The organism is Microbacterium sp. CPCC 204701 (genome assembly GCF_004010105.1).
Taxonomy (GTDB): Bacteria; Actinomycetota; Actinomycetes; order Actinomycetales; family Microbacteriaceae; genus Microbacterium.
The window spans coordinates 45,953-66,494 of sequence record NZ_RRYE01000002.1; the positions used below are offsets into that span (position 1 = coordinate 45,953).

At 69.6% G+C, this 20,542-nt stretch carries 21 protein-coding genes; 3 read left to right on the forward strand and 18 right to left on the reverse strand.

The features are described from left to right. Positions 1 to 52 precede the first annotated feature (52 nt). The 18 genes from EIO58_RS00555 to EIO58_RS00640 form a co-directional block, all read right to left on the reverse strand. Complete coding sequence (locus EIO58_RS00555) at positions 53 to 424, reverse strand: hypothetical protein (protein ID WP_127817746.1); 372 nt, start codon at positions 422 to 424, stop codon at positions 53 to 55. Beyond that, positions 417 to 905, reverse strand: a complete 489-nt coding sequence (locus tag EIO58_RS00560; RefSeq protein ID WP_127817747.1) for a MaoC family dehydratase — start codon at positions 903 to 905, stop codon at positions 417 to 419. Before EIO58_RS00560 ends, EIO58_RS00555 begins: the two co-directional genes overlap by 8 nt. Continuing rightward, positions 902 to 1,657 carry an enoyl-CoA hydratase/isomerase family protein gene (locus EIO58_RS00565; RefSeq protein WP_127817748.1) on the reverse strand — a complete coding sequence of 252 codons (756 nt, stop codon included), beginning with the start codon at positions 1,655 to 1,657 and terminating at the stop codon, positions 902 to 904. The genes EIO58_RS00560 and EIO58_RS00565 overlap by 4 nt, the downstream gene beginning before the upstream one ends. Further along, positions 1,654 to 2,781: a CaiB/BaiF CoA transferase family protein gene (locus EIO58_RS00570; protein ID WP_127817749.1), complete on the reverse strand. Its 1,128-nt coding sequence runs from the start codon at positions 2,779 to 2,781 to the stop codon at positions 1,654 to 1,656. Before EIO58_RS00570 ends, EIO58_RS00565 begins: the two co-directional genes overlap by 4 nt. Next, complete coding sequence (locus tag EIO58_RS00575) at positions 2,778 to 4,301, reverse strand: class I adenylate-forming enzyme family protein (protein WP_127817750.1); 1,524 nt, start codon at positions 4,299 to 4,301, stop codon at positions 2,778 to 2,780. The genes EIO58_RS00570 and EIO58_RS00575 overlap by 4 nt, the downstream gene beginning before the upstream one ends. After that, the gene (locus EIO58_RS00580) at positions 4,298 to 5,254 is read right to left on the reverse strand and encodes a hypothetical protein (protein WP_127817751.1); all 957 of its coding nucleotides are present in this window, start codon (positions 5,252 to 5,254) and stop codon (positions 4,298 to 4,300) included. Before EIO58_RS00580 ends, EIO58_RS00575 begins: the two co-directional genes overlap by 4 nt. Beyond that, on the reverse strand, positions 5,241 to 6,014 hold the full coding sequence (locus EIO58_RS00585) for an aldolase/citrate lyase family protein (RefSeq protein WP_127817752.1): 774 nt from the start codon (positions 6,012 to 6,014) through the stop codon (positions 5,241 to 5,243). Before EIO58_RS00585 ends, EIO58_RS00580 begins: the two co-directional genes overlap by 14 nt. Then, complete coding sequence (locus EIO58_RS00590; protein ID WP_164861445.1) at positions 6,011 to 7,072, reverse strand: Ldh family oxidoreductase; 1,062 nt, start codon at positions 7,070 to 7,072, stop codon at positions 6,011 to 6,013. The genes EIO58_RS00585 and EIO58_RS00590 overlap by 4 nt, the downstream gene beginning before the upstream one ends. A 5-nt stretch (positions 7,073 to 7,077) precedes the next feature. Continuing rightward, positions 7,078 to 8,238 (reverse strand): hypothetical protein, encoded by a 1,161-nt coding sequence (locus tag EIO58_RS00595; protein WP_127817754.1) that lies wholly within the window; start codon positions 8,236 to 8,238, stop codon positions 7,078 to 7,080. A 19-nt stretch (positions 8,239 to 8,257) separates the two neighbouring features. Further along, positions 8,258 to 9,049: an NAD-dependent epimerase/dehydratase family protein gene (locus tag EIO58_RS00600; RefSeq protein ID WP_164861446.1), complete on the reverse strand. Its 792-nt coding sequence runs from the start codon at positions 9,047 to 9,049 to the stop codon at positions 8,258 to 8,260. Beyond that, positions 9,046 to 9,750, reverse strand: coding sequence for a cyclase family protein (locus tag EIO58_RS00605; RefSeq protein WP_127817756.1), 705 nt, complete (start codon positions 9,748 to 9,750; stop codon positions 9,046 to 9,048). The genes EIO58_RS00600 and EIO58_RS00605 overlap by 4 nt, the downstream gene beginning before the upstream one ends. Further along, positions 9,747 to 10,520: an ABC transporter ATP-binding protein gene (locus EIO58_RS00610; RefSeq protein ID WP_127817757.1), complete on the reverse strand. Its 774-nt coding sequence runs from the start codon at positions 10,518 to 10,520 to the stop codon at positions 9,747 to 9,749. Before EIO58_RS00610 ends, EIO58_RS00605 begins: the two co-directional genes overlap by 4 nt. Further along, positions 10,517 to 12,388, reverse strand: coding sequence for a branched-chain amino acid ABC transporter ATP-binding protein/permease (locus tag EIO58_RS00615; RefSeq protein WP_127817758.1), 1,872 nt, complete (start codon positions 12,386 to 12,388; stop codon positions 10,517 to 10,519). The genes EIO58_RS00610 and EIO58_RS00615 overlap by 4 nt, the downstream gene beginning before the upstream one ends. Next, positions 12,385 to 13,248, reverse strand: a complete 864-nt coding sequence (locus EIO58_RS00620; protein WP_127817759.1) for a branched-chain amino acid ABC transporter permease — start codon at positions 13,246 to 13,248, stop codon at positions 12,385 to 12,387. Before EIO58_RS00620 ends, EIO58_RS00615 begins: the two co-directional genes overlap by 4 nt. A gap of 46 nt (positions 13,249 to 13,294) precedes the next feature. Next, complete coding sequence (locus EIO58_RS00625) at positions 13,295 to 14,500, reverse strand: ABC transporter substrate-binding protein (protein WP_127817760.1); 1,206 nt, start codon at positions 14,498 to 14,500, stop codon at positions 13,295 to 13,297. Between the two features lie 40 nt (positions 14,501 to 14,540). Next, the gene (locus tag EIO58_RS00630; protein ID WP_240658506.1) at positions 14,541 to 15,248 is read right to left on the reverse strand and encodes an HpcH/HpaI aldolase family protein; all 708 of its coding nucleotides are present in this window, start codon (positions 15,246 to 15,248) and stop codon (positions 14,541 to 14,543) included. 140 nt (positions 15,249 to 15,388) lie between these two features. Then, on the reverse strand, positions 15,389 to 16,402 hold the full coding sequence (locus tag EIO58_RS00635) for an acyl-CoA dehydrogenase family protein (RefSeq protein WP_127817762.1): 1,014 nt from the start codon (positions 16,400 to 16,402) through the stop codon (positions 15,389 to 15,391). Further along, positions 16,399 to 17,562, reverse strand: a complete 1,164-nt coding sequence (locus EIO58_RS00640; protein ID WP_127817763.1) for an acyl-CoA dehydrogenase family protein — start codon at positions 17,560 to 17,562, stop codon at positions 16,399 to 16,401. Before EIO58_RS00640 ends, EIO58_RS00635 begins: the two co-directional genes overlap by 4 nt. Before the next feature lie 94 nt (positions 17,563 to 17,656). Here EIO58_RS00640 and EIO58_RS00645 point away from each other — a divergent pair, with 94 nt between their 5' ends. Genes EIO58_RS00645 through EIO58_RS00655 form a run of 3 tightly spaced genes read left to right on the forward strand, consistent with a single transcriptional unit; the run spans position 17,657 to position 20,348 of the window. Further along, positions 17,657 to 18,271 (forward strand): TetR/AcrR family transcriptional regulator, encoded by a 615-nt coding sequence (locus tag EIO58_RS00645; protein ID WP_127817764.1) that lies wholly within the window; start codon positions 17,657 to 17,659, stop codon positions 18,269 to 18,271. Further along, a complete protein-coding gene (locus tag EIO58_RS00650) occupies positions 18,271 to 19,353 on the forward strand; it encodes a CaiB/BaiF CoA transferase family protein (protein WP_240658507.1) in 1,083 nt (360 codons plus the stop codon). Before EIO58_RS00645 ends, EIO58_RS00650 begins: the two co-directional genes overlap by 1 nt. Next, the gene (locus EIO58_RS00655; RefSeq protein WP_127817766.1) at positions 19,350 to 20,348 is read left to right on the forward strand and encodes an ornithine cyclodeaminase family protein; all 999 of its coding nucleotides are present in this window, start codon (positions 19,350 to 19,352) and stop codon (positions 20,346 to 20,348) included. Before EIO58_RS00650 ends, EIO58_RS00655 begins: the two co-directional genes overlap by 4 nt. The last annotated feature ends 194 nt before the right edge of the window (positions 20,349 to 20,542 follow it).

Below are 20,542 nucleotides of genomic sequence, written 5' to 3' on the forward strand. Positions count from 1 at the left end.
CGTGGGGTCGATCGTAGTTCCTCGGTCATATCCACCCCCGGGGCCGATTCATTCAGAACCCGGCTTCCTCGACCGCGCCAGCCAGGCACGTCGACCCAACGCGAGTAGCCCTGGAGTACGCCCAGTCCTCGATCACCGTCAGCGCAGCAACGTTCACACGGTGTCGAAAGCCGCTGCGGCTCCGCTCGGCGCTGAGGATCCCCGCGCCGCGGCGGACTGCGAGGTGTCGAGACGCGGAGAAGCGTGACAAGTGCGTCGCTCCTGCGATCTCCGAGATGAACGAACCGGAGCCACTGGCGGCAAGCTGAAGAACGGCGTCGACTATCGCCCTGCCCTCGCTGTTCGCATGCGCTGAGAAGATTCGCGTCGTCTGGGCCGTTTCCCCGAGCGAGTAAGTGACGGCGGCGTCGGAACGATCAGTCATCGTCGCCACGGATCCGTGAGCGAACTGCATCGCTTTCCGAAACGGGATGAGCCTCAGCTCGTGGTGACAGCTTCGAGATGTGTCTCGCGACGGCGACCACCTCGTCGCGCTGATTAGTCACCCGAACGTCGGCCACCGCTCTGTGATCGTCCTCGTCGATCTCCACGACCTCGTAGGAGATGCTGAGGTCGTCGCCCGGCCGAGCAGCACGGACGAACCGCACACGGTCGTATCCATACGAGACGATGATGAGGTCGGCGAGCGCGATCTCACCGGAGTTCCTTTCAAGCAGCTGATGCGCTGCACCGGTCATGAACGCGACCATTAACGCGCCATGCGCGATAGTGCCGCCGTACGGGGTGGTCCTCATGTACTCGGGATCGACGTGGTTGCGGTTCGTGTCACCGCTCAGGTCCGCGAACCCGTCGATGTCGACCTGCTCCAGGCGGCGCCGGTACGTCGTCCTCATCCCGACCTTCATCGCACTCCTTCCCTCGAGAGCGTCCGCGACCGGAGCATCCCGTCGATCACACCGTCGAGCACGATCCGGCTCGCGTCCCCGTTTCCGAACACACGGCGGGCCATCGCCCGTTTGATCACCGCGATGTGGGGCCCCCGCGGGCGCGCAGCGGCGCGCTGGGCGGCGACGTCCAACGCCGTGGCCCGGTCGGGATGCACGGCCGTCACGAGGCCGAGTCCCACGGCTCGCTCGGCGTCGACGATCCGCCCGGTCGCGAGCACCTCGATCGCCGCGTCGGTTCCGGCGAGGCCGGGAACGCGCTCCACGGCACCCCAGCCGGGAAGGTGACCGAGCGTCACCTCCGGCAGTCCCACCCGCGACCCGGCCACCGCGTGCCGTTCGTCGCAGGCGAGCGCCAGCTCGAGGCCTCCCCCGACGGCCACGCCCTCGATGACTGCAGCGGTCGGGATCCCCAGCTCGGACAGGGCGCGGAAGAGGTCGGCGCCGCGAGCGACGAACGACCGGAGCCGGTCGGGGCTCGCGGCATCCATCTCCTTGAGATCTGCACCGGCGGAGAACACGCCGCCGTCGCCCGAGAGCACGAGGGCGCGCGCCTCGGCACCCTCGAGCCAGCCGAGCAGCGATTCGAGGTCGTCGAGCGTCGCCGAGCGGATCGCGTTGCGGGCGGCCGGGCGCACGAGCTTCGCGTGCACGATGCCGTCGTTCAGCTCGACGGCGAAGTCGGTGAGCCCTTCGGGCGCTGCGGCGGTCACGGACGATCCGCCCCCAGGGCCGGCGCGCCTGCGGACGCGCGGTACGGGGTGCGGCTCATGCGAATGGCGTTGCCGATCGTGGGCACCGGACGCCCGCCCGACGTCACCTCGATCGCCATGCCGTTCTCACGAAACTGCGGGTGGGCGAGGAGGCCGTCGTAGTCGAGGACCGGGGCGACCAGGACGTCGCGCTCGACGAGCCTGTCGACCAGCGTTTGCGTCGGGAACCTCCGGCACGCCGCGTCCAGCTCGCTGAGCAGCTCCGCATTCCCGCGACCGCTCACCTCGAGCTCGCGCAGCCGGGCCATGTCGTCGGCATCCAGTTCGAGCGCCTCGCCGATCGCCGACAGCGGATCGGGGCGGAAGAACCCGGCGATGGTGACGAAGCCGTCGCTGGTCTGGAACACTCCGACGAGGAAGTCCTTCAGCGTGTTCGCGACCCGTCCGCGTCGGCGGTACAGCGTCAGCTCCTGCAACTGCATGGCCACCATCGCGTCGAAAAGATTGACGGTGACGAGCTGCCCCTGCCCCGAGCGCGCTCGCTCGACGATCGCGAGCAGGGCCCCCTGCGCGAGGATCATCCCCGCGGTGTAGTCGGCGATCGCGATGGGGTAGAGCCGTGGCCGCCCGTCGTCGCCCATGTTGAGGTGCGCTGCCCCCGACAGCGACTGCGCGAGGAAGTCCTGGCCCTTGCGGTCCGCCCACGGCCCCGTCTGCCCGAAGCCCGATCCCGAGACGTAGATGAGGGATGGATGCTCCTGCGACAACTGCTCGTACCCCAGGCCGAGCCGTTCCATGGCCCCGGGGCGCGCGTTGTGCACCACCAGGTCGGCACTCCTTATTAGTTCGCGCACGGTCGCGTTGCCCGCAGGGTCCTTGAGGTCGAGGACGATCGAGGACTTGTTGCGGTTGAGGCTCTGGTAGTACGACGAGTCGTCGATCGAGTCGGCATCGGGATCGAGGTGCCGGGAATGATCGCCGCGTGGCGCCTCGATCTTGATGACCTCGGCGCCGAAGTCGGCGAGCACCTGCGTGCCGCACGGACCGAACTCGACTTGTGTGAAGTCGATCACACGGATGCCGTCGAGGGGGAGTCCGTTCCCCATCGGATGATCGGCTGTCATTGTTCTCCCACCATGTCTCGCAGCACACGCTTGAGCACCTTCCCGGCGGAGTTGCGCGGGAGTTCCTGGACGAATGCGTATGTCTTGGGCGCCTTGAAGCCCGCGAGGCGTGTGCGCACGAAAGCGGACAGCTCGTCGGGCTCGGGCCGCTCCGCCGCGGGAACGATCACCGCGTGCACCCGCTCGCCCCAGCGCTCGTCCGGCGCGCCGACCACAGCCACCTCGCGGATCGCCGGATGCGCGAGCAGCACGCGCTCTACCTCGGCGGCGTAGACGTTCGTGCCACCGGTCACGATGATGTCGCGGACGCGATCGACCAGGAAGACGTATCCGTCGTCGCTGACCCTCGCCACGTCGCCGGTGCGCAGCCAACCGTCCTCCGTCATGGGGAAGTCCGGCGCGGCTGCGCCGAAGTACCGGGCCGCGGTGAACGTCGCGCGGAGCTGGATCTCCCCCGCCCCGTCGCCGCCGCCATGCGCCACGGGGGCCAGGCGCACTTGCGCGCCCGGCGCGAACCGCCCAGCCGACAGCAGCCGGGGATCGCCCGTGCGGGCGAACTCCACGTGCGACGGCCCATCGAGCAGGGAGATCACCGGCGGCGCCTCGGCCTGTCCGTAGATCTGAACGAGTCCCGCGCCGAACACCTCGACCGCGCGCTCCAGGGCCGCAACGCCGATGGAGGCGCTGCCGTAGACGACCACGCGCAGGTCCATGGCCTCGCGGTCGGCGACGGCTTCGACGAGGCGCTCCAGCTGGGTCGGCACGAGATAGGTGACGCCGTTGATGTCGTGCTCGCGCATCACCTCCATAACGCGCTCCCCATCGAACCGCGGCGAGTCGTAGACGAGCTGACACGCGCCCGCCGTGAGCGCCAGCATCGCCATGAACCCGCTGCCGTGCGAGAGCGGCGAGACCAGGATCAGCCGATCCGTGGGAAGGAAGGCGATGCCCGCGGCACGCGCGGTCACCAGGCCGTTCACGACCGACGCGTGTGTGTGGACCGCGCCCTTCGGCACGCCGCTCGTCCCGGAGGAGTGGAAGATCCACGCGGGGTGGTCGCCGACGACGTCGGCCGCGCGACGCAACGGCGGCGTCGCATCGACGAGACCGTTCCAGCCCGCCGGGTCGGCGGAGTCGAGCGGTATACCGACCAGTGACGCCGCCGTGTGCAGCATCTCGAGCTCGCCGGACTCGGCGTCGTGGAGCAGCGCGCGGCTCCCGCTCGCCGCGAGCAGGGTGTCGACCTCCGTCGGGTGCAGCCGACGGTTCAGCGGCACGACGGCGATGCCGGCGAGGAAGCAGGCGAGCAGCGCCTCGACGTACTCCACCCGGTTCCAGCTCCAGATGGCGACACGATCACCGGATCCGAGACCGAGCGCGACGAGGGCGGCCGCGCCCGAGTGCGCGCGTTTCCTCAACTCGTCGAACGTGAGCGACCGGTGTGTGGAGAGCAGAGCGTTCCGCGCTCCCTGGTCCGTATCGAAGTCGAGCAACGTCGCGCCGAGATTCATGGTGATCATCTTGCACCCGCCTCGATGTGCACGCGCACGGGGGTGGTGAAGAGCATGCCCTGGGAGTCCCGCCGCATCCGTCGCCGGTGCTCGATGCCGATGCGCGAGCCGGAGTCTTTCGGGATGCTGTCCCCCAGCCACGCCACCGCGTTCGCGGTCGCCGCGGCGACGGCGTCGCGCACCGGCATCCCGGCCGCCACCGCCGTCTCGATCGATCGACCCAGGTCGAGGGAGCCCAGCGTTTGGGCGGTGACGTCACTCGTGATGAGGTCGGGGGCGAAGCCCAGCCGGATCGCGCGCCGCGCGACGCGGATGTCGAAGTTGTGGGCACCGTGGCCGAGGTCGAACAGCACGCCGCGGTCGCGCGCCTCCCCGGCCGCGTCGATCGATCTCGCGCTGCCGAAGACCGCACCCGGCTTGGCGCTGTAGAGGTGCGTCACGACGTCGCCGGCGCGCAGGAAGGGAACGAACACCTCCGGCGGGATCTCCTTCGGGCGGTCGGGAGACTGCTCCCCCACGTGAACCACGACCGGGATGTTTGCCGCGCGGGCCGCGGCGGTCGTGCGTTCGATGAGGGCGCTGCCGACGACATCCCAGGATGCCCGGGTGATGCGCACTTTCAGACCGACGCCGAGTGCCGACTCCGCGGCGAGCGCCGCGGCATCCTCCGGGGCGAAGTCGTCGGGCCGGCGTATCTCCGGGATCTCGACGAAGCCGCGGCGTGCGACGTTGAGCAGGCACCGGATCGCCGGTCGCTCGCGGCCGCGACGGGCGACCGCCGCCGCGAACCCCGCGAAGGTATCCGGCCCGAACGTTCCCGCATCGACGAGCGCGTCGACGGGCGCATCGGCCAGATACCGCTCGGGATCCGCGCCGACGAACGTCAGGTCGGGGAAGAGATGGCAGTGCGCATCGATGACCGGCCCCGGGTACCAGTCGATGGGAGTCTCAGCGTGGGCCATCGGCGAATCCGCTCCCGGCCGCGAAGGTCAGCTGCCGATCCGTCACCATGACCACCCGCGCCCGCGCCGCGCCCGCGGCGTCGGTGAGCGAGCCGTTCTCGCCGAGCGGCATGCCCACCGCCTGGGCCTCGGCGTGGATCGCATCGACGACCCGTCCGACCGGTGGCGCGTCGGCGTACACGGTGAGGTCCGCCGTCAGGTCGGTGCGGCCGATGTGCCACCAGTCCGCGCCAGGCGCCGCCACCAGCTCCCTCACCCCCTCCGATGCCTCGAGGGTCTCGAGCATCGGCACGAGCAGCGGCGACGACGCACCGTCGGTGGTCAGGAGCGGTAGTCCCCAGTCCAGGGCCCGCGTCGATGATACGCCGCGTGTGCCCGCCGGCGGATACTCGATCCGCGTCCGCCATTCGCGCACCTGCGTTGCGGTGCGCACGTCGGCGACCATGACCCCGGCAGCACCCGAGTCGAGGGCGCGCAGAGCGAGCTGCGTGTCGGTCGCAGACACTCGCACCAGCGGCAGCACGCCCGCATCCACGGCCGCCGCGATGATCTCGTCCGCCGACTCGGTGGTGTGCGCACCGTGCTCGAGGTCGAGGGCGACGAGGTCGATGCCCGCGGATGCCCAGACGTCGATAATCCGAGGATCGGTGAAACCGATGAAGCACCCGCGCAGGATGCCGCCGCCGGCGATGCGCTCGCGGACGGCCCGGATCAGCCGGCCGCGACGGTCGCGGAACGAGACGGTGGGCAGCAGAGTCACGCCGGCTCCATCGACGGGAGAGCGACCCCGGCCGTCTCGGCGAAGCGGGTGAGCTCGGCCACCACGTTCTCGGCGAGAAGGATGCCAACTGCCTCGGCGCGCTCGCGAGAGCGCTGCTCGGGCATCCCGGGAAGCAAAATGCCGTCCACGTTCGGAAGCGGCTGGGCGGCGAGGATGACCTCGCACACGCGCTCGACGGCCGCGAGGAACGCGGCTGCGTCGCCTGTGGCGGCGTCTGGATCGATCACGATCGTGAGGTGTCCCGCCGCCATAGGGAGCATCGGCTCGCGGAACAGCGAGCTGACGCGGTCGAGCGTTCCCGATCCCGTCAGCGCGCCCGCGAGCAGCTCCACCGCCAGCGCGAGTCCGTAACCCTTATGACCCGCGATCGGCACCATCGTGCCGGTCTTCGTCGCCACCTGGGCGTCGGTGATCCAATTGCCGTCGACGTCGATCACCTGCCCCGGCGGCAGCGGCTCACCGCGTCGCGCGTACTCCTGCACCTTCCCGAACGAGGTCGGCGACAGCGCCAGATCCACGACGACGGGGTCACCTCCAGCGGCCCGCGGCACGCCGATCGCGAGCGGGTTGTTGCCGAGGATGCGCTCCGCGCTGCCGGTCGGCGCCATGAGGGGGGCCGTGTTGCTCATCACGACGCCGATCTGGCCGGCGCGGGCGATCTGCTCCACGTAGAGCCCGAGCATCCCGATGTGATGCGAGTTGCGCACCCCGACCGCGGCGATGCCCTGCTGCCGCGCTCGGTCGGACGCGAGCGCCGCGGCCCTCGTGCCGCTCACCTGACCGAGACCGTCGTCGCCGTCCAGCAGCACGAAACCGCCCGAATCCGCGATCGTCGCCAGCGTCGGATCGGGTCTGACGACTCCCCCGACGAGCCGCTGGTGATACGGGATGAGACGGATGACGCCGTGCGTGGACACGCCCCGCGCGTCGGCGGCCACCAGCAGGCGCGCCGTCGTCGCCGCGTCGTCGCCGGGCACGCCTGCCCCGGTGAGCACCTCGATGACGAACTGCTCGAGTTCGCCGGCGGAGACCAGCACGCCGCTCATGCCGGTGCGGCCGCGCGCTCCGCGGCGGGCGTGAGCGTGAGCGCGCTCCAGTCGTCGCGCAGTGCCCGGTAGAGGCCCTCGACGACCCAGTAGTTGCCGTACGGCATGACGTCCTCGAGCGGGAAGCGCCCGATCCCGCGGCTCGCCCGCACGTTGCCCCACGAGCCGTGCAGCACGACGCCGCCGTAGGTCATGTGATCGCGGCAGACGACCTCGAGGATCTCCCGCCCGCGCGCCGACCACTCCGCCGCGTCCGCCACCTCGGTGCGACCGAGCCGCAGGAACGTGCTCGCCGCCATGAGCGACGTGCACGTGTCCCGCGGGGCGTCGTCGCGCTCGTCATCGAAGTCGTAGGCGTTGACCCAGGTGTCGTGCGGGGTGTGGTCCACGAACCAACGCGCCGTGTTCAGGACCGTCTCCAGATGCACGGGGTCGCCCGTCGCCTCGTATCCGTTCATGTAGTTGCACATCGCCCAGCCCTGCGCCCGCGTCCAGTGGGACGAGCCGGTGGCGCTCTGGCGCGCCCAGTAGCGTTCCACATCGCCGGTGTGCAGGTCGAACTCGAGCCCCTGCATCGTGGATCCATCGTCCTTGACCAAGCCCAGTTCGAGCGTGCGATCCATGTGATCCTTGAGCACACGTCCTAGGTCGGCATCCCACCCGCGCGCCCAGAAGAATTCCATGAGCGGACCGGACGTGTCGATCACCATCTCCGACACGTCCGCGTCGCAGAGGAAGACGCCGAGTTCGGGGCGGTACATCGTGCGGTAGTGGTCGAGCGCGCGCATCGCGGCCTGCCGGTACCACTCGTCTCCGGTGATGTTGTAGCCGATGCTGAAGGTGTAGAAGATGTCGAATCCGGCGTTCTCGTTCGTGACCGGTCCCGACGAGAGCACCGGCTCGATGCGGCGGCAGATCTCGGCCGCCCCGTCGGCGAGCGCGGCGTCGCCGGTGAGTTCCGACAGCAGCCACAGCTTCCCGGTCAGGAAGCCGGTCCACTGGAAGTGCTTCCACTCGTTGGGTGTGTAGTCGGGACGCACGCGATACCGGCCGGTATCGGTGTCGAGGCTCGGGATGCCGGGACCCGACAGGGTCTCGCGGATGATCCCGCGCGCGCCGTCGTGGAGCCGCTCAACGGCGAGCTGCAGTTCGTTCATGTCTGTTCCTCCTCGGGGATCAGCTGACCCAGTCGGGCAGCCGGTAGTCGTATCGGTCCCACTCACCGGCGGGACGGAGGTCCTCCGCCCGATCGAGGGGACGGATGCCGAGCTCGGCCTGTCCTCGTTCGAGCGACCAGAACCGGCGGTCGTTGTCGGAGACCGCGAAGTAGATGCCGAACCGCACGGATGCCTCGATCGACGCCCGGACGAACGACACGAAGTCGCGTTCGCTCAGCCAGGTGGAGCGCATGCGAGCGTTGCGCATCGCGTTCTCGTCGGCGTCGAAGCCGCAGGTGCCGATGCGCAGGCACACGACGCTCGGGCCGCGCTCGTCGCGCTCGGCGTACCAGCGGCCGACGGCTTCGTCGTGCGCCTTGGCCGCTCCGTAGAAGCTGTCCGGCCACACCGGATCGTCCTCCGACACCATCCGCGTGGGCGGAAGCTCGTCGGCGTGTGCCTCGTATCCGCCCACCGCGTGGTTCGATCCGGCCAGCACCACCCGGCGTACCCCGGCGCGCCGCGCGGCCTCGAGCACGTTGACGGTCCCTCCGATGTTCACGCGCTGGATGTCGGCGGGGGCGCCCTCCTGCGAGATGCCCGCGAGATGCACCACCGCCTCCGCGCCCGCGAGGGTGGCCTCCACCTGAACGAGGTCGGTGACGTCGACGGTGACCCATTGCTCCCCGGGCCGGGCGGCGGTCGAGTCGCGACCGGCGCAGATCAGGGAGTACTCGTCGGCCAGCCCGGCTCGCAGCACCGATCCCAGGCGCCCGGCCGCCCCGAGGACGACCACCCGTCGAGCCGTCACCGCTCTCCCGTCTTCGGGACGAGGGCAATCGCGCGCACCGGCGAGGAGTCCAAGCCCTGGACGGGGAGGGCCAGGGCGACGAAGAACACGCGCGAGGCGGGAACTTCGCCGAGGCTGTACAGATTCTCGATGATCGGTATGCCGTGTCCGAGGAAGATGTTGTGGATCGCGATGCACTCCTCGGGCGTGGCCTCGATGGCGAGCGTCCCGTTGTCCATGCAGATCGCGCTAATCCCGCGGTCGGCGATCGCCTGCATCGCGGAGGAGCTCAGCCGGATGCGCCGATCGGCCTCCGCCGTCTTCGTCGCGGCCGGGTTCGAGAATATCCCCGCCAGCTCACCGTCCTTGACGCGGTCGAGGCCGGCTCGCTCGAGGTCCTCGACCGTCAGCACGTGCTCGGGTGGCAGGTCACTGAGGTCGAGGATCTCCATCCAGCCGATCCCAGTGCTCAGCGGCGTCTCGATGGCGTCCGCCAGGTCGGCGCGAAGGTTGCGCGGCAGCTCCATGTGGCTGCCCGCGTGACTATGGATCGACATGCGGATCCAGGCTGTGCCGTCGTAGTCGAAGTTGCCGTGCTCCATCCCGAGCTGATGGCCGGTGTGGCCGGTATCCGTCTCGGACATGGGGTGCGACAGGTCGTAGATGTCGAACTCGCCCCCGGGGAGGGTAAGCGATTCGCGGAGCAGTGTCTGGGAGGTCATCGGTCCTTTTTCGTGTGGGGTTCGGCAGGGTTCTCGGGGGAGGTGCTGCGGTGCGCGGCGCCGCCCTGGGGTGCGAGCAGCTCGACGACCCCGAGGCGCCGGGCGTCGTCGCCGTCCACGCGGCGGGTCACCTCGCCGCGCTCGATGACCACGACGGTGTCGGCGACGCTGATCGCCAGCTCGGGCTGCTGCTCGACCAGGAGCACGGTCATGCCCTCGTCGCGCAGCCGCCGGAACTCCGAAGCCAGCCGTGCCACGACCTGAGGCGCGAGTCCGAGCGAGGGCTCATCGAGCATGATGAGGGTGGGATTCTTGATGAGCGCGCGGGAGAGCGCGAGCATCTGCGCCTCGCCGCCGGAGAGCTGGCCTGCCTGCTGTTTGTGCCTCTCGCCGAGGATCGGGAACCGGTCGTACTCCCTCGAGAGCAGTCCCGCCCGCTCGCTGCGCGAGGCGTTCGACGAGCCGACGGCCGCCGTCAGCGTTTCCTGCACGGAGAGCTGGGGCACGAGCTGCCGCCCCTCGGGAACGAGCACCAGCCCTAGTTCGGGTCGGCGATGCGCGGGAACGCCTTTGAGCGGAGCGCCGTCGAAGCGGATGTCGCCCGCCGACGGCTTCACGAGACCGGCCACGGCGCGCAGCGTGGAACTCTTGCCAGCCCCGTTGTGCCCGATGACCGAGACAATCGTGCCGCGCGGGACCTCGAGGTCCACGGACTTCACCGCGAGGGTCGGCCCATATGCGACGCTCAGGCCCTGGATCTCGAGCATCATCGCGCTGCCTCCACTTCGCTGTCGCGATCCTCGGGCGCGATGTGCCCGCCGAGGTAGGCGGAGATGACGGCGGGATCGTCGCGGACCGTGTCGGTGTCGCCGTCGGCGATCTTGCGGCCTTCGTTCAGGACGATCAGCCGCTCGCACACGGCGAACACGAGGTCGACGTGATGCTCGATGAGCACGACCGTCACGCCCTGCGATGCGAGCACCTGGATGGCGCGCGCGATGAGCGGCAGCCCGTCGCGGCCCATCCCGGCCGCGGGCTCGTCGAAGAGCAGCACGGTCGGTCGCTGCGCGATCGCCCGGCCCATCTCGATGAGCCGCTGATGGCCGTAGGACAGATCGCCGGTCGCGGTGTCCGCGACGTCTCCCACGCCGAGCAGCTCGAGGATCTCCCTCGCGCGACTCCGCCGGTCGGCCATGGCCCGGCGTGCTCTGGGCAGGCCGAGTATCTCGCCGAGCAGGGTGGCGCCGCGGTCGCGGTGGAAGCCCAGCACGACGTTGTCGAGGGCGGTGAGCTCGGGCGCGAGCTGAACGTGCTGGAAGGTGCGGGCGAGTCCGCGCCGGCGGTTCGGCGCGATGCGCGTGACGTCGGTCCCGTCGAGCACGACGGTTCCGCTGTCGCCCTTGAGCAGGCCGGAGACGATGTTCGCGAGCGTCGTCTTGCCCGATCCGTTGCCGCCGATGAGGCCGACGATCTCGCCCCGGTGCACCTCGAACGACACGTCCGCAAGAGCCTTCACTCCGCCGAATCTCTTGCTGATCCCCGTGACGGTCAGGACCGGATCGGTCGCCGGCGTGCGCGGACGGCGACGCGTCGCTTCGTGGATCTCGTCGAGCGAGGGGAGACGCTGTGCGACATCGGCCGCCTCGCTCGTGGTCGCGCCCGTGACAACGAGCCGGCCGCGCCGCCGCATCGCCCAGCTGACGAATCCCATGATGCCCTTCGGGGCGACGAGGCCGGTGACCAGGAGGATCGAGCCGTAGATCAGGAACTGGTACTCGTTCAGATCGGCGAGCAGGCTCGGCCCGATCACGAGCACTGCCGCCCCGATCACGGGTCCCGCCGCAGTCGCGCGGCCACCGACGAGCACGGACCCGAGCAGCAGGATCGACAGCGTGATGCTGTACACCTCGCTCTGGACGTAGCCGTCCTGGTAGGCCTGGAGCACGCCGCCGAGCCCGCCGAGCGCGGCGGAGAACACGATGGCACCGATCTTCCACAGCGCCGTGTTCATGCCGAGCGCCTTCATCGCGGGCTCCGCGGTGCGCACCCCAACCAGGCTTTTGCCCCACCGCGTCATGATGAGCCGGCCGCAGAACAGCCAGACGATCACGGCGAAGATGAGACAGATGTAGTAGTAGTTCGAGATCGGGTTGTCGGCGAAGATCTTCGGTGCGAATCCGAACCCGGCGATGCCGCTCGGTCCGCCGGTGAAGTCCGTCCACCGGCTCACCACTGCGTACACGATGCTGCCGAACGCGATGGTGAGCATCGTGAAGTACTTGCCCTCGGCGCGGACGCCCGGTGCCGCGAGCACGACTCCAGCGAGCGCGCCGGTCGCGATGCCGGCCGGGATCGCAAGCCAGAACGGCAGCCCGAAGTCGCGCGCGATGATCGCAGCGGTGTACGCGCCGACAGCCATGAAGGCGCCGTGGCCGACCGACGTCTTGCCGAGGACTCCGAAGGCGATGTTGAGGCCCGCGACCGCGATCGACAGGTACAGCACGTTGGTCATGACCCGCACCCAGTAGGTGTCGATCACGATCGGGACGAGCGCGAGGAAGACCAGGACCACTCCGCCGAGGATGAACGCGCCCAGCTGCGCCGAATGCCGCAGCCGCAGGGGCATCACGCCGGTCATACGACCCTCAGCTTCCTCGGCGCCAGCAGACCCTGCGGCCGAATCACGAGCACCAGGATCATGACGGCGAAGACCACGACGTCGCCGAAGTTCGACGTGAATCGCAGCGCGACCGCCTCGAGGAGGCCGATCAGCAGGCCGCCGATGTACACGCCGATCGGGTTCTCCAGGCCGCCGACGATCGCCGCCGCGAATCCCTTGATGGCTAGAGGCAGCCCGAGGTAGGCGCCAATGTTCGAGATCGGGCCGACGAGGATGCCTGCCAGGCCCGCCAGCGCACCCGAGAGCGCGAACGCCCCGAAGATGATGACGGTGACGTTGATCCCCTGGAGCCGTGCGACGTCGTGCGAGTACGCGACGGTCTTGAACGAATAGCCCAGCCGCGTGCGGTTCACGCCGAGCGACAGTGCGATGGTGAGGATCGCACTCGCCGCAATGACCACCAGCTGCGCGGGGAAGATCCCGGCGCCGAAGATGTTCACGGGCTCGCGGTCGAGCGGGGTTGGCACGGGACGCACGGTCGCGCCCCACACCACCGCCATGATGTTGGCGGTGATGAGTCCCAGGCCCAGCGTCGTGATGATCCACCGCATGCTGGCCAGCTCCGACAGCGGACGGATGCCGACCAGATAGATGAGGGCGCCGTAGATCGCGAGGATCACGATCGTGAGCACCGCCGCGAGGCCGTACGGAAGCTGCCACGCCGAGACGATCCCGGCCAAAGACATCCCGCCGAGGACCACGGCATCCCCCTGCCCGAAATTCATCGTCGTCGACGCCTTGTAGGTGACGTAGAACCCCATGGCGACGAGGGCGTAGATACTGCCCAGCGCCAATCCGGAGACGATCGCCTGGATCATCCGAATGCTCCTCTCACTCGTCGTCGCACGTTCATCCGAAACCTCGTCAGTCGACCGGGACGAGCACGAGGTCGTCGTCGTACTGCGTCATGAAGATTGCCGTCTCGTCGAGCGCCTCGTGGTTGTCGGCGGTGTACGGCTTGGCGGAGGTCACGTAGGGAACGTCACCGTCCTCGAGCTCGGTGAGCGCCTTCTGGATGTCCTGGGGGGTGGGCACGCCGTCGCCGTCGACCTTCTCGGCGGCCGCCAGGATGGATCGCACGGCGTCGTACGAGAACGCAGCCACCGGGGGCAGCGTGTACTTGTCGCCGTGCTCCGCGCGCATCGCCTCGTCGAACGCCGCGGAGAAGTCGGTCGTGTCGACGGTGAAGGCGTTCGGCACATACGCGCCGACTCCCAGCTCGCCGGCCGTCTCGGTGAACTCCGGACCCATGATGCTCCACGGGCCCGCCACCGGCTCGTCCCAGCCGATCTGCTGCATCGACTTCAGCATGAGCGAGACGTCGTTGGCGTGGGCCTGCTGGTAGATCACGTCGGGGTTCGCATCCCGGCACTTGCTGAGCTGCGCGGTGAGGTCGGTGTCACCGGTGTTGAAGCCCTCGCGGCAGACGATCTCGATGCCGCCCAGGTCTTCGGCGTTGGCCTCGACCGCGTCGGCGCCCGAGGTGCCGTAGGCGTCGTTGTTGTGGATGATCGCGATCTTCGACCAGCCCTGGTCCTTGATCCAGTTGAGCGTGAACCGCGACTGCGACCGGTCGGACATCGAGGCGCGGAACATGTAGTCGTCGGCCGCATCGACGGTGCCGGTGATGTCACCGCCGCCGCACACCGTGGTGATCGTGGGGACCTGGAACTGGTTCACCTGCGGCGCCATGCGCTGGCAGCCGCCGGTCGACGTTCCTCCGGTCAGCGCAACCACCTTGTCGGAGTTGATGAGACGGGTGACGTTGTTGACCACCTGCTCGGGGTCGAACTTGTCGTCGTACGAGATCAGCTCGGCGGTGAACTCGGAATCCGGGTCGGCGTTGTAGTCGTCGATCGCCTGCATCGCCCCGACCTGCTGGTTGTTGCCGAAGTCGGCGCCGGCGCCGGAGAGCGTCGAGGTCATGCCGATTCGGATGACCGGCTTGCCGTCGGCGTCGCCGTCCCCGCCGGTGGTTCCGTCGCCGGCGCAGCCGGCCAGGGCGAGTGCGGCCGACAGGCCGAGGGCGAGGCTGAGCCCGGGCAGTGCCCTGCGTGACATCTTCGTCATGGTTTCCTTCTCTCGATCGGGTGATGCGTGGTGGGCGTGGTCAGCTCGTAGGCCGAGCGAGTGCGGCGAGGGGGGCGCGCAGCCCCGCGAGCATGTGGCCGACGTCGGTCCCGACGGCGACGAATTCGATGCCGAGATCGATCCATCGCGCCGCCGCGGTCGCGTCCGGGGCCCAGATCGCCATCGCCGGGCCGCGCTCGGAGACGCGCTCGCGGAGGCGGACGACCGTCTCGACGACCGCGGGGTGCTCGGGGTCCCCCCCGTGGCCGAGCGCGAGCGACAGGTCCATCGGGCCGATGAAGAGGACGTCCAGTCCGTCGACCGCGGCGATGGCGTCGAACTGGCCAAGTCCATGCGGCCCCTCGACCATGCCGGCCGCGAGCACGCGCTCGTTGCTGCGGGCGACGAACTCGGTCCGGAGCGTGGCGAAGTAGTCGGCTGCACGGACGTACGCGCTCAAGCCGCGATCGCCGCGCGGCGCGAACCGCGCGTGGCGGACGATCTTGCGGGCCGGCTCGACACCGTCGATCGAAGGCACCACCACGCCGTCTGCGCCCGCGTCCAGCACCTGCCCGATCCACGGATCGGCCTGCGGCACGCGGACGAGCACGTGGAGTCCGCGGCCGTTGCCCGCGGCGATCATGCGCGCGGCTTCAGTGATACCCATCGCCCCGTGCTCGAGGTCGAGGATCGCGAACTCATAGCCGGCGGCGGCGACCATCTCCATGCTCGCCTCGTGGGGCACCATCACGAAGACTCCGACCATCGGCCGGTTCAGCTCCCGCTGTGTTTCCCGCAGGCCTCTTGCAAGCATTCGAGCACTCCCTTGTGACGGACGTCAGTCAACCAAACGGTTGGGTGGTTGTCAACCGTCACGTCACATGCGGCTCAGACAGCCGGAACCGCGACGGCCCGAAGGCGCTGGATGCTCGCCGCAGGGCCGCCGAATTCAACCGCCAGCGATCGCGCCAGCTTCAGCCAGAGGTGCAGCGGGTACTCCCAGGTGAAGCCGATCGCGCCGTGGAGCTGCAGGCCGTCTTGTCCGGCGAGGTCGGCCGCCTGCACCGCCGCCACCCGGGCGACGGCCGACGGTAGCTCGCCGTCGCCGTCGGGCACGCAGGCCCGGTGCGCGGCGTACCACGAGGCGGAGCGCGCGCTTTCGACGGCCATCCAGATGTCGGCCAGCTTGTGCTTGACGGCCTGGAATGAGCCGATCGGCCGGCCGAACTGCTGACGCTGCGCGACGTGCTCGACGGTCATCTCGAGGATTCGCGCCGACACGCCGACCAGCGCGGAGGCGACGCCGACCTCGATGGAGGACTCGACGGCATCCCTCGCGTCGTCCGACAGAGGGATGGGGACTCGCGCGACGTCGGCGACGCGCACCTTGGCGAGCGGCCGGGCGGGATCGATGGACGCAAGAGCGTCCGCTTCGACCGCTGCGGCCGGCACGAGCGACCAGCACCCACGCTCGCGCAGCAGCAGGAGGTCGGCCGTCGCGCCGAACGCGACCGGATCTCCCGGCGCGTACTGCACCGCCGCGCGCAGCTCGCCCGCGGCGAGCGCGGGTAGCCACGTGCGGCGAAGCTCCTCGTCGGAGGTCAGGGTGAGGAGCGGGAGCGCGACCGCGAGCGTCTCCAGCAGCGGGATCGCCAGGGCGTGTCTCCCGGCGAGCTCGAGGATCGGGGCGAGAACCTCGGCAGGCAGCCCGAGGCCGTCGAACTCCTCGGGCACCGCGGCCCCCATGACGCCGAGTTCTGCCAGTTCTGCCCAGATGGCATCGGCGAGGTCGTCGTCGCCGCCGGCGTGCGCGAGCGCGCGCGCCGGCGGCGCGGACCTGGCACAGAGGCCGGCGACGGCATCCCGGAATTCTCGTTGCTCCTCGGAGAGATCGAAGATCATCGGCGTCCCTTCGGCTCGCGCGGGAGACCGAGTGCCCGTTCCGCGATGATGTTGCGCTGCACTTCGTTGGTGCCGCCGTAGATCGCCCCGGCGCGTACGTACCAGGCTCGCCGACTCCAGTCGTCGCCCGCGCCCGCTCCGCGTCGCGCGCCCGCCGCGGGGCCAAGGATCTCTTCGCCGAGGCGCGTCATGGCCGCGCCGGTCTCGGACCAGATGATCTTCGCCATGCTCTCCTCGTACGCGAGCGAGCCCTGCGAGTCTAGGGTGATGTTACGCAGGGACTGGATGCGGTAGAGCTCGACGTCGACGTACGCCCGGGCGAGCCGATCGAGGACCACCGGGTCGTTTGCGCGGCCGCGCTCACGGGCGATCGCGACCACCTCGTCGTACCGGCGGCGCAGGCCGGCCGACGAGTTGGTGACACTGCCGCGCTCGAAGCCGAGCGTGGTCATGACGACGCTCCACCCGTCGTCGACGGCCCCGATTACGTCTTCCGCCGACACCCGCACGTCGTCGAAGAAGAGCTCTGCGAAGTCCGTCCGGCCGTCCATTTGCCGGATGCCGTGCCGCACCAGGCCCGGCGCGTGCGCGTCGACGGCAAAGACCGTGAGCCCCGCCGGCCCCGGACCTTCGCCGCTCGTGCGCGCGAGCGTGTAGATGCGGTCGGCGCGCGTGCCCAGGGTGGTCCAGATCTTTGACCCGCGGAGGACGAACTCGTCGCCGTCGCGGCGAGCGGAGGTGCGCAGCGACGCCAGATCGCTGCCCGACTCCGGCTCGCTCAGCGCCTGGGCCCAGATGTCGCTGGCATCGAGGATGCCGGGGAGCCACCGGGTCTGCTGCTCGGTGGTCCCGCGCTCCATGATCGTCGGCCCGGAGAGATTTAGTCCGACGTGATTAAGGCGCTCCGGGGCGCCGGACTCGGCGTAGGCCCGCGAGAACACCCACGTGAGCTCCCGGCCGTACCCCCTACCGCCGTGCTCGGCGGGCCAGCCCACCCCCGCCAGCCCCGCCTGCGCGAGCGTCTTCTCCCAGAGTCGATGGGCCTCGAAGCCTTCGTCGGAGTCGACGTCGGGCAGCGGCTCGGTGGGGGCGTGGGCGGTGAGCCAGGCGCGGACTTCCGTGTCGAATTCGCTCTGCTGATCGGTGAGTGTGAGATTCACAAAAAAAACCTACCAAACGAATGGTAGGTTGAGAATCCTCACCGCCGGTACGGTGGCAGAGGCATGATGTGAGGGTGACACGAGGAGGCACGGCATGCAGTCGGCAACCATCACGCCGCGAGGCAACCAAGCCGGTGAGCGGTATGCGGAGATCCTCCGCGTCGCCGCGGAGCTCTTCCGTCGCAACGGCTACACCGGCACGAGCGTGCAGGACGTTGCCGATGTCCTCGGGATCAACAAGGCCAGCCTGTACCACTACGTCACCGGCAAGGAAGACCTCCTGTGGGCGGTGGTGCGGGATGTGACCGAGGCCTTCGGCGTCGCGCTGGCCGCGGCATCCGATCGCACGCACGACAGCGGACTCGACGCGGTCGAGGACTTCGTGCGCACCCACGCGATGTTCAACGCACGCAATGCGGTCAAGGCGCTCGTGTACGAGCGGGACTCGCATCGCCTCAAGCCCGAGCTGTACGACGAGATCGTCGCGACGCGAGACGAGTACGAACGTCTGCTGCGCGAACGGTTCGACCGCGGCCGCGACGACGGATCGATCCGGGCCGAGCTCACGCCCGCCATCGCGATCAAGCTGCTGTTCGGCATGACCAACTGGGTCTATCACTGGTACGACCCGGCCGGATGGGTGACCCCCGAGCAGCTGGGCGACCAGATCGCCTCGATGGCCCGGCGAAGCATCGAAGCCCGGCCGTGATGCTCGAGAGCGTGCGCGTCCTGAGCATGGCCGAGCAGTACCCCGGTCCCTTCGCGACCTCGATCCTCGCCGACCTGGGTGCCGACGTCGTCCTGTTCGAGCGGACCGCCGGAGGTGACCCGTCTCGTCGCTTTCCCGAGTTCTTCGACGCCCTGAATCGGGGCAAGAGGTCGGTGGCCGCCGACCTGAAGACGCCCGAGGGGAAGATGGCGTTCGCGCAGCTCGCGCGCACCGCCGATGTGGTGCTGGAGGGCTTCCGCCCCGGCGTCGCCGCGCGTCTCGGCGTCGGCGCAGACGACGTCCATCGCATCAACCCGCGTGCCGTGTACCTCTCGATCTCGGGATTCGGTCAGGACGGGCCGTATCGCGACCGTCCCGGTCACGACCTGTCGTATCAGGCCCACGCGGGCGCGCTCGGCGTGGATGCCTCGCACATCCAGCCTGGCGGGCTGTCACTCGGCGATCTCGCCGCCGCGATGTACGCTACCGTGGCCGCCGTCGGCGGTCTCTACGAGCGGGAGCGGACGGGCCGCGGGCCGGTCGTGGACGTTTCGATCACCGACGCGCTCGTCTCGTGGATGACGACGAGCGCCGTCCCCGTCGTCAACGGTGCCGAGCAGGGCGCGCTCGAGGCGGAACCGGGTTACGGCGTGTTCAGGACGTCCGACGGGGGCCGGGTCGCGCTCGCCGTCGCCCATGAGGATCACTTCTGGCGGAGACTAGCCGAGGCGACGGGGGTGGGCGATGTCGCACACCTCGACGGTCGCGCCCGCCTTGCCGACGCCGAGGCCCTGCGCGCGCGGATCTCCTCGGCCATAGAAGGCGCCCCGCTCGCGACCTGGCTCGAGACGCTCGATGCCCACGACGTCCCGCACGCCCGGGTCAACGCTCCCGGCGACCTGCCCGACGATCCGCACATCCAGGCCAGAGGCCTCTTCGTCGGCATCGCCGGAGCATCTGCGCGCCGATATCTGCGGACGCCCCTCGTCATCGACGGCGTCGCGCCGGCACCGAGACGACGGACACCCGACCTCGGCGAGCACACTGCAGAGGTGTTGGCGGAGTGGGGAGAATCGGGATGACAGCGCCCCGCATCCTCGGTGGCGCCCTCGCGATCGATGCCGACCTCATCGCGCGGGCGGTGCGCCCCTCGGCGGCGATGGATGCGATCCTGAGCGCGGCCCGCTCTGAACTGTCCGAGATGCCGGCCAGGACCGTGCACTCCCTCGGCACCGGCGAGGTCTTCCTCATGCCGGCTCACGCGGAGGCGGACGTCGGAATCAAGATCCTCTCTCTGCAGCGCTCGAACCCCAGACGCGGGCTGCCTGCGGTGCAGGGCGTGCACCTGGTCCTCGACGCCACGACGATGTCACTGCGGGCGATCCTCGACGGCGCGGCGCTGACGACTCTCCGCACGCCCGCCGTCCCTCTCGCCGTCGTGCGCGATCGTTTGATCGCGCCGGGTCGTCCGGTGTCCGCGGTCGTGTACGGGACGGGGCCGCAGGGACGCAGCTTCGTCCGCTCGATCCGCGACATCGTGGCCGTGTCTTCGCTGTCGGTCGTCTCCCGTCGCGACGTTACGATCGAGGGCGCCGTCACCGTCCGGCCTGGAAGCGCCGAGGAGCGCGACGCGCTGGCGACGGCGGACCTGGTCGCCTGCGCGACTTCCTCGGTCACGCCCATCTTTGACGGCATGCTGCTGGGGCCGCGGACGACCGTCGTGGCGGTCGGAGCGCACGAGGCTGGAGCGCGCGAGCTCGATGCGCGAGTCTTCGACGGAGCCACGGTCGTCGTCGAGGACCGCGATACCGCCCTTCGTGAAGCGGGGGATGTGATCCTGGCGATCGCGGCGGGCGCGACGGATGCAGCCGACCTCGTCCAGATCGCTGACATCGCGCGGGGCAATATCGACCTGCGGTTACCGTCTCGCGTTGTCGTCAAGACCACAGGCTTGGCATGGCAGGACGTCGTGGTTGCGCGCGTGGTGCTCTACGAAGTGGAGAAGCGCGCCGAGCGCCGACGTCGTTCCGGCAAAGGGTCCAGGATCCAGGGCCATAAGCGCCGACGCGGTCGCTAACAATTCCGGGGTCCGCTTCCCGTTTCACTGGCGGCGTTGCGGCGTGGCCGGCGGCCGGGGCCGACGACGCTCGTCCCCCTGGCTACGCTGGGATTTTGCGCACCGCAGGGAGGACCAAACAAGCACGGCATCCCCGCAGCGTCGACAGAACCGCGTCAAACCGCGAATTTTCGCGAGTCGAGGACGGGCGCCCG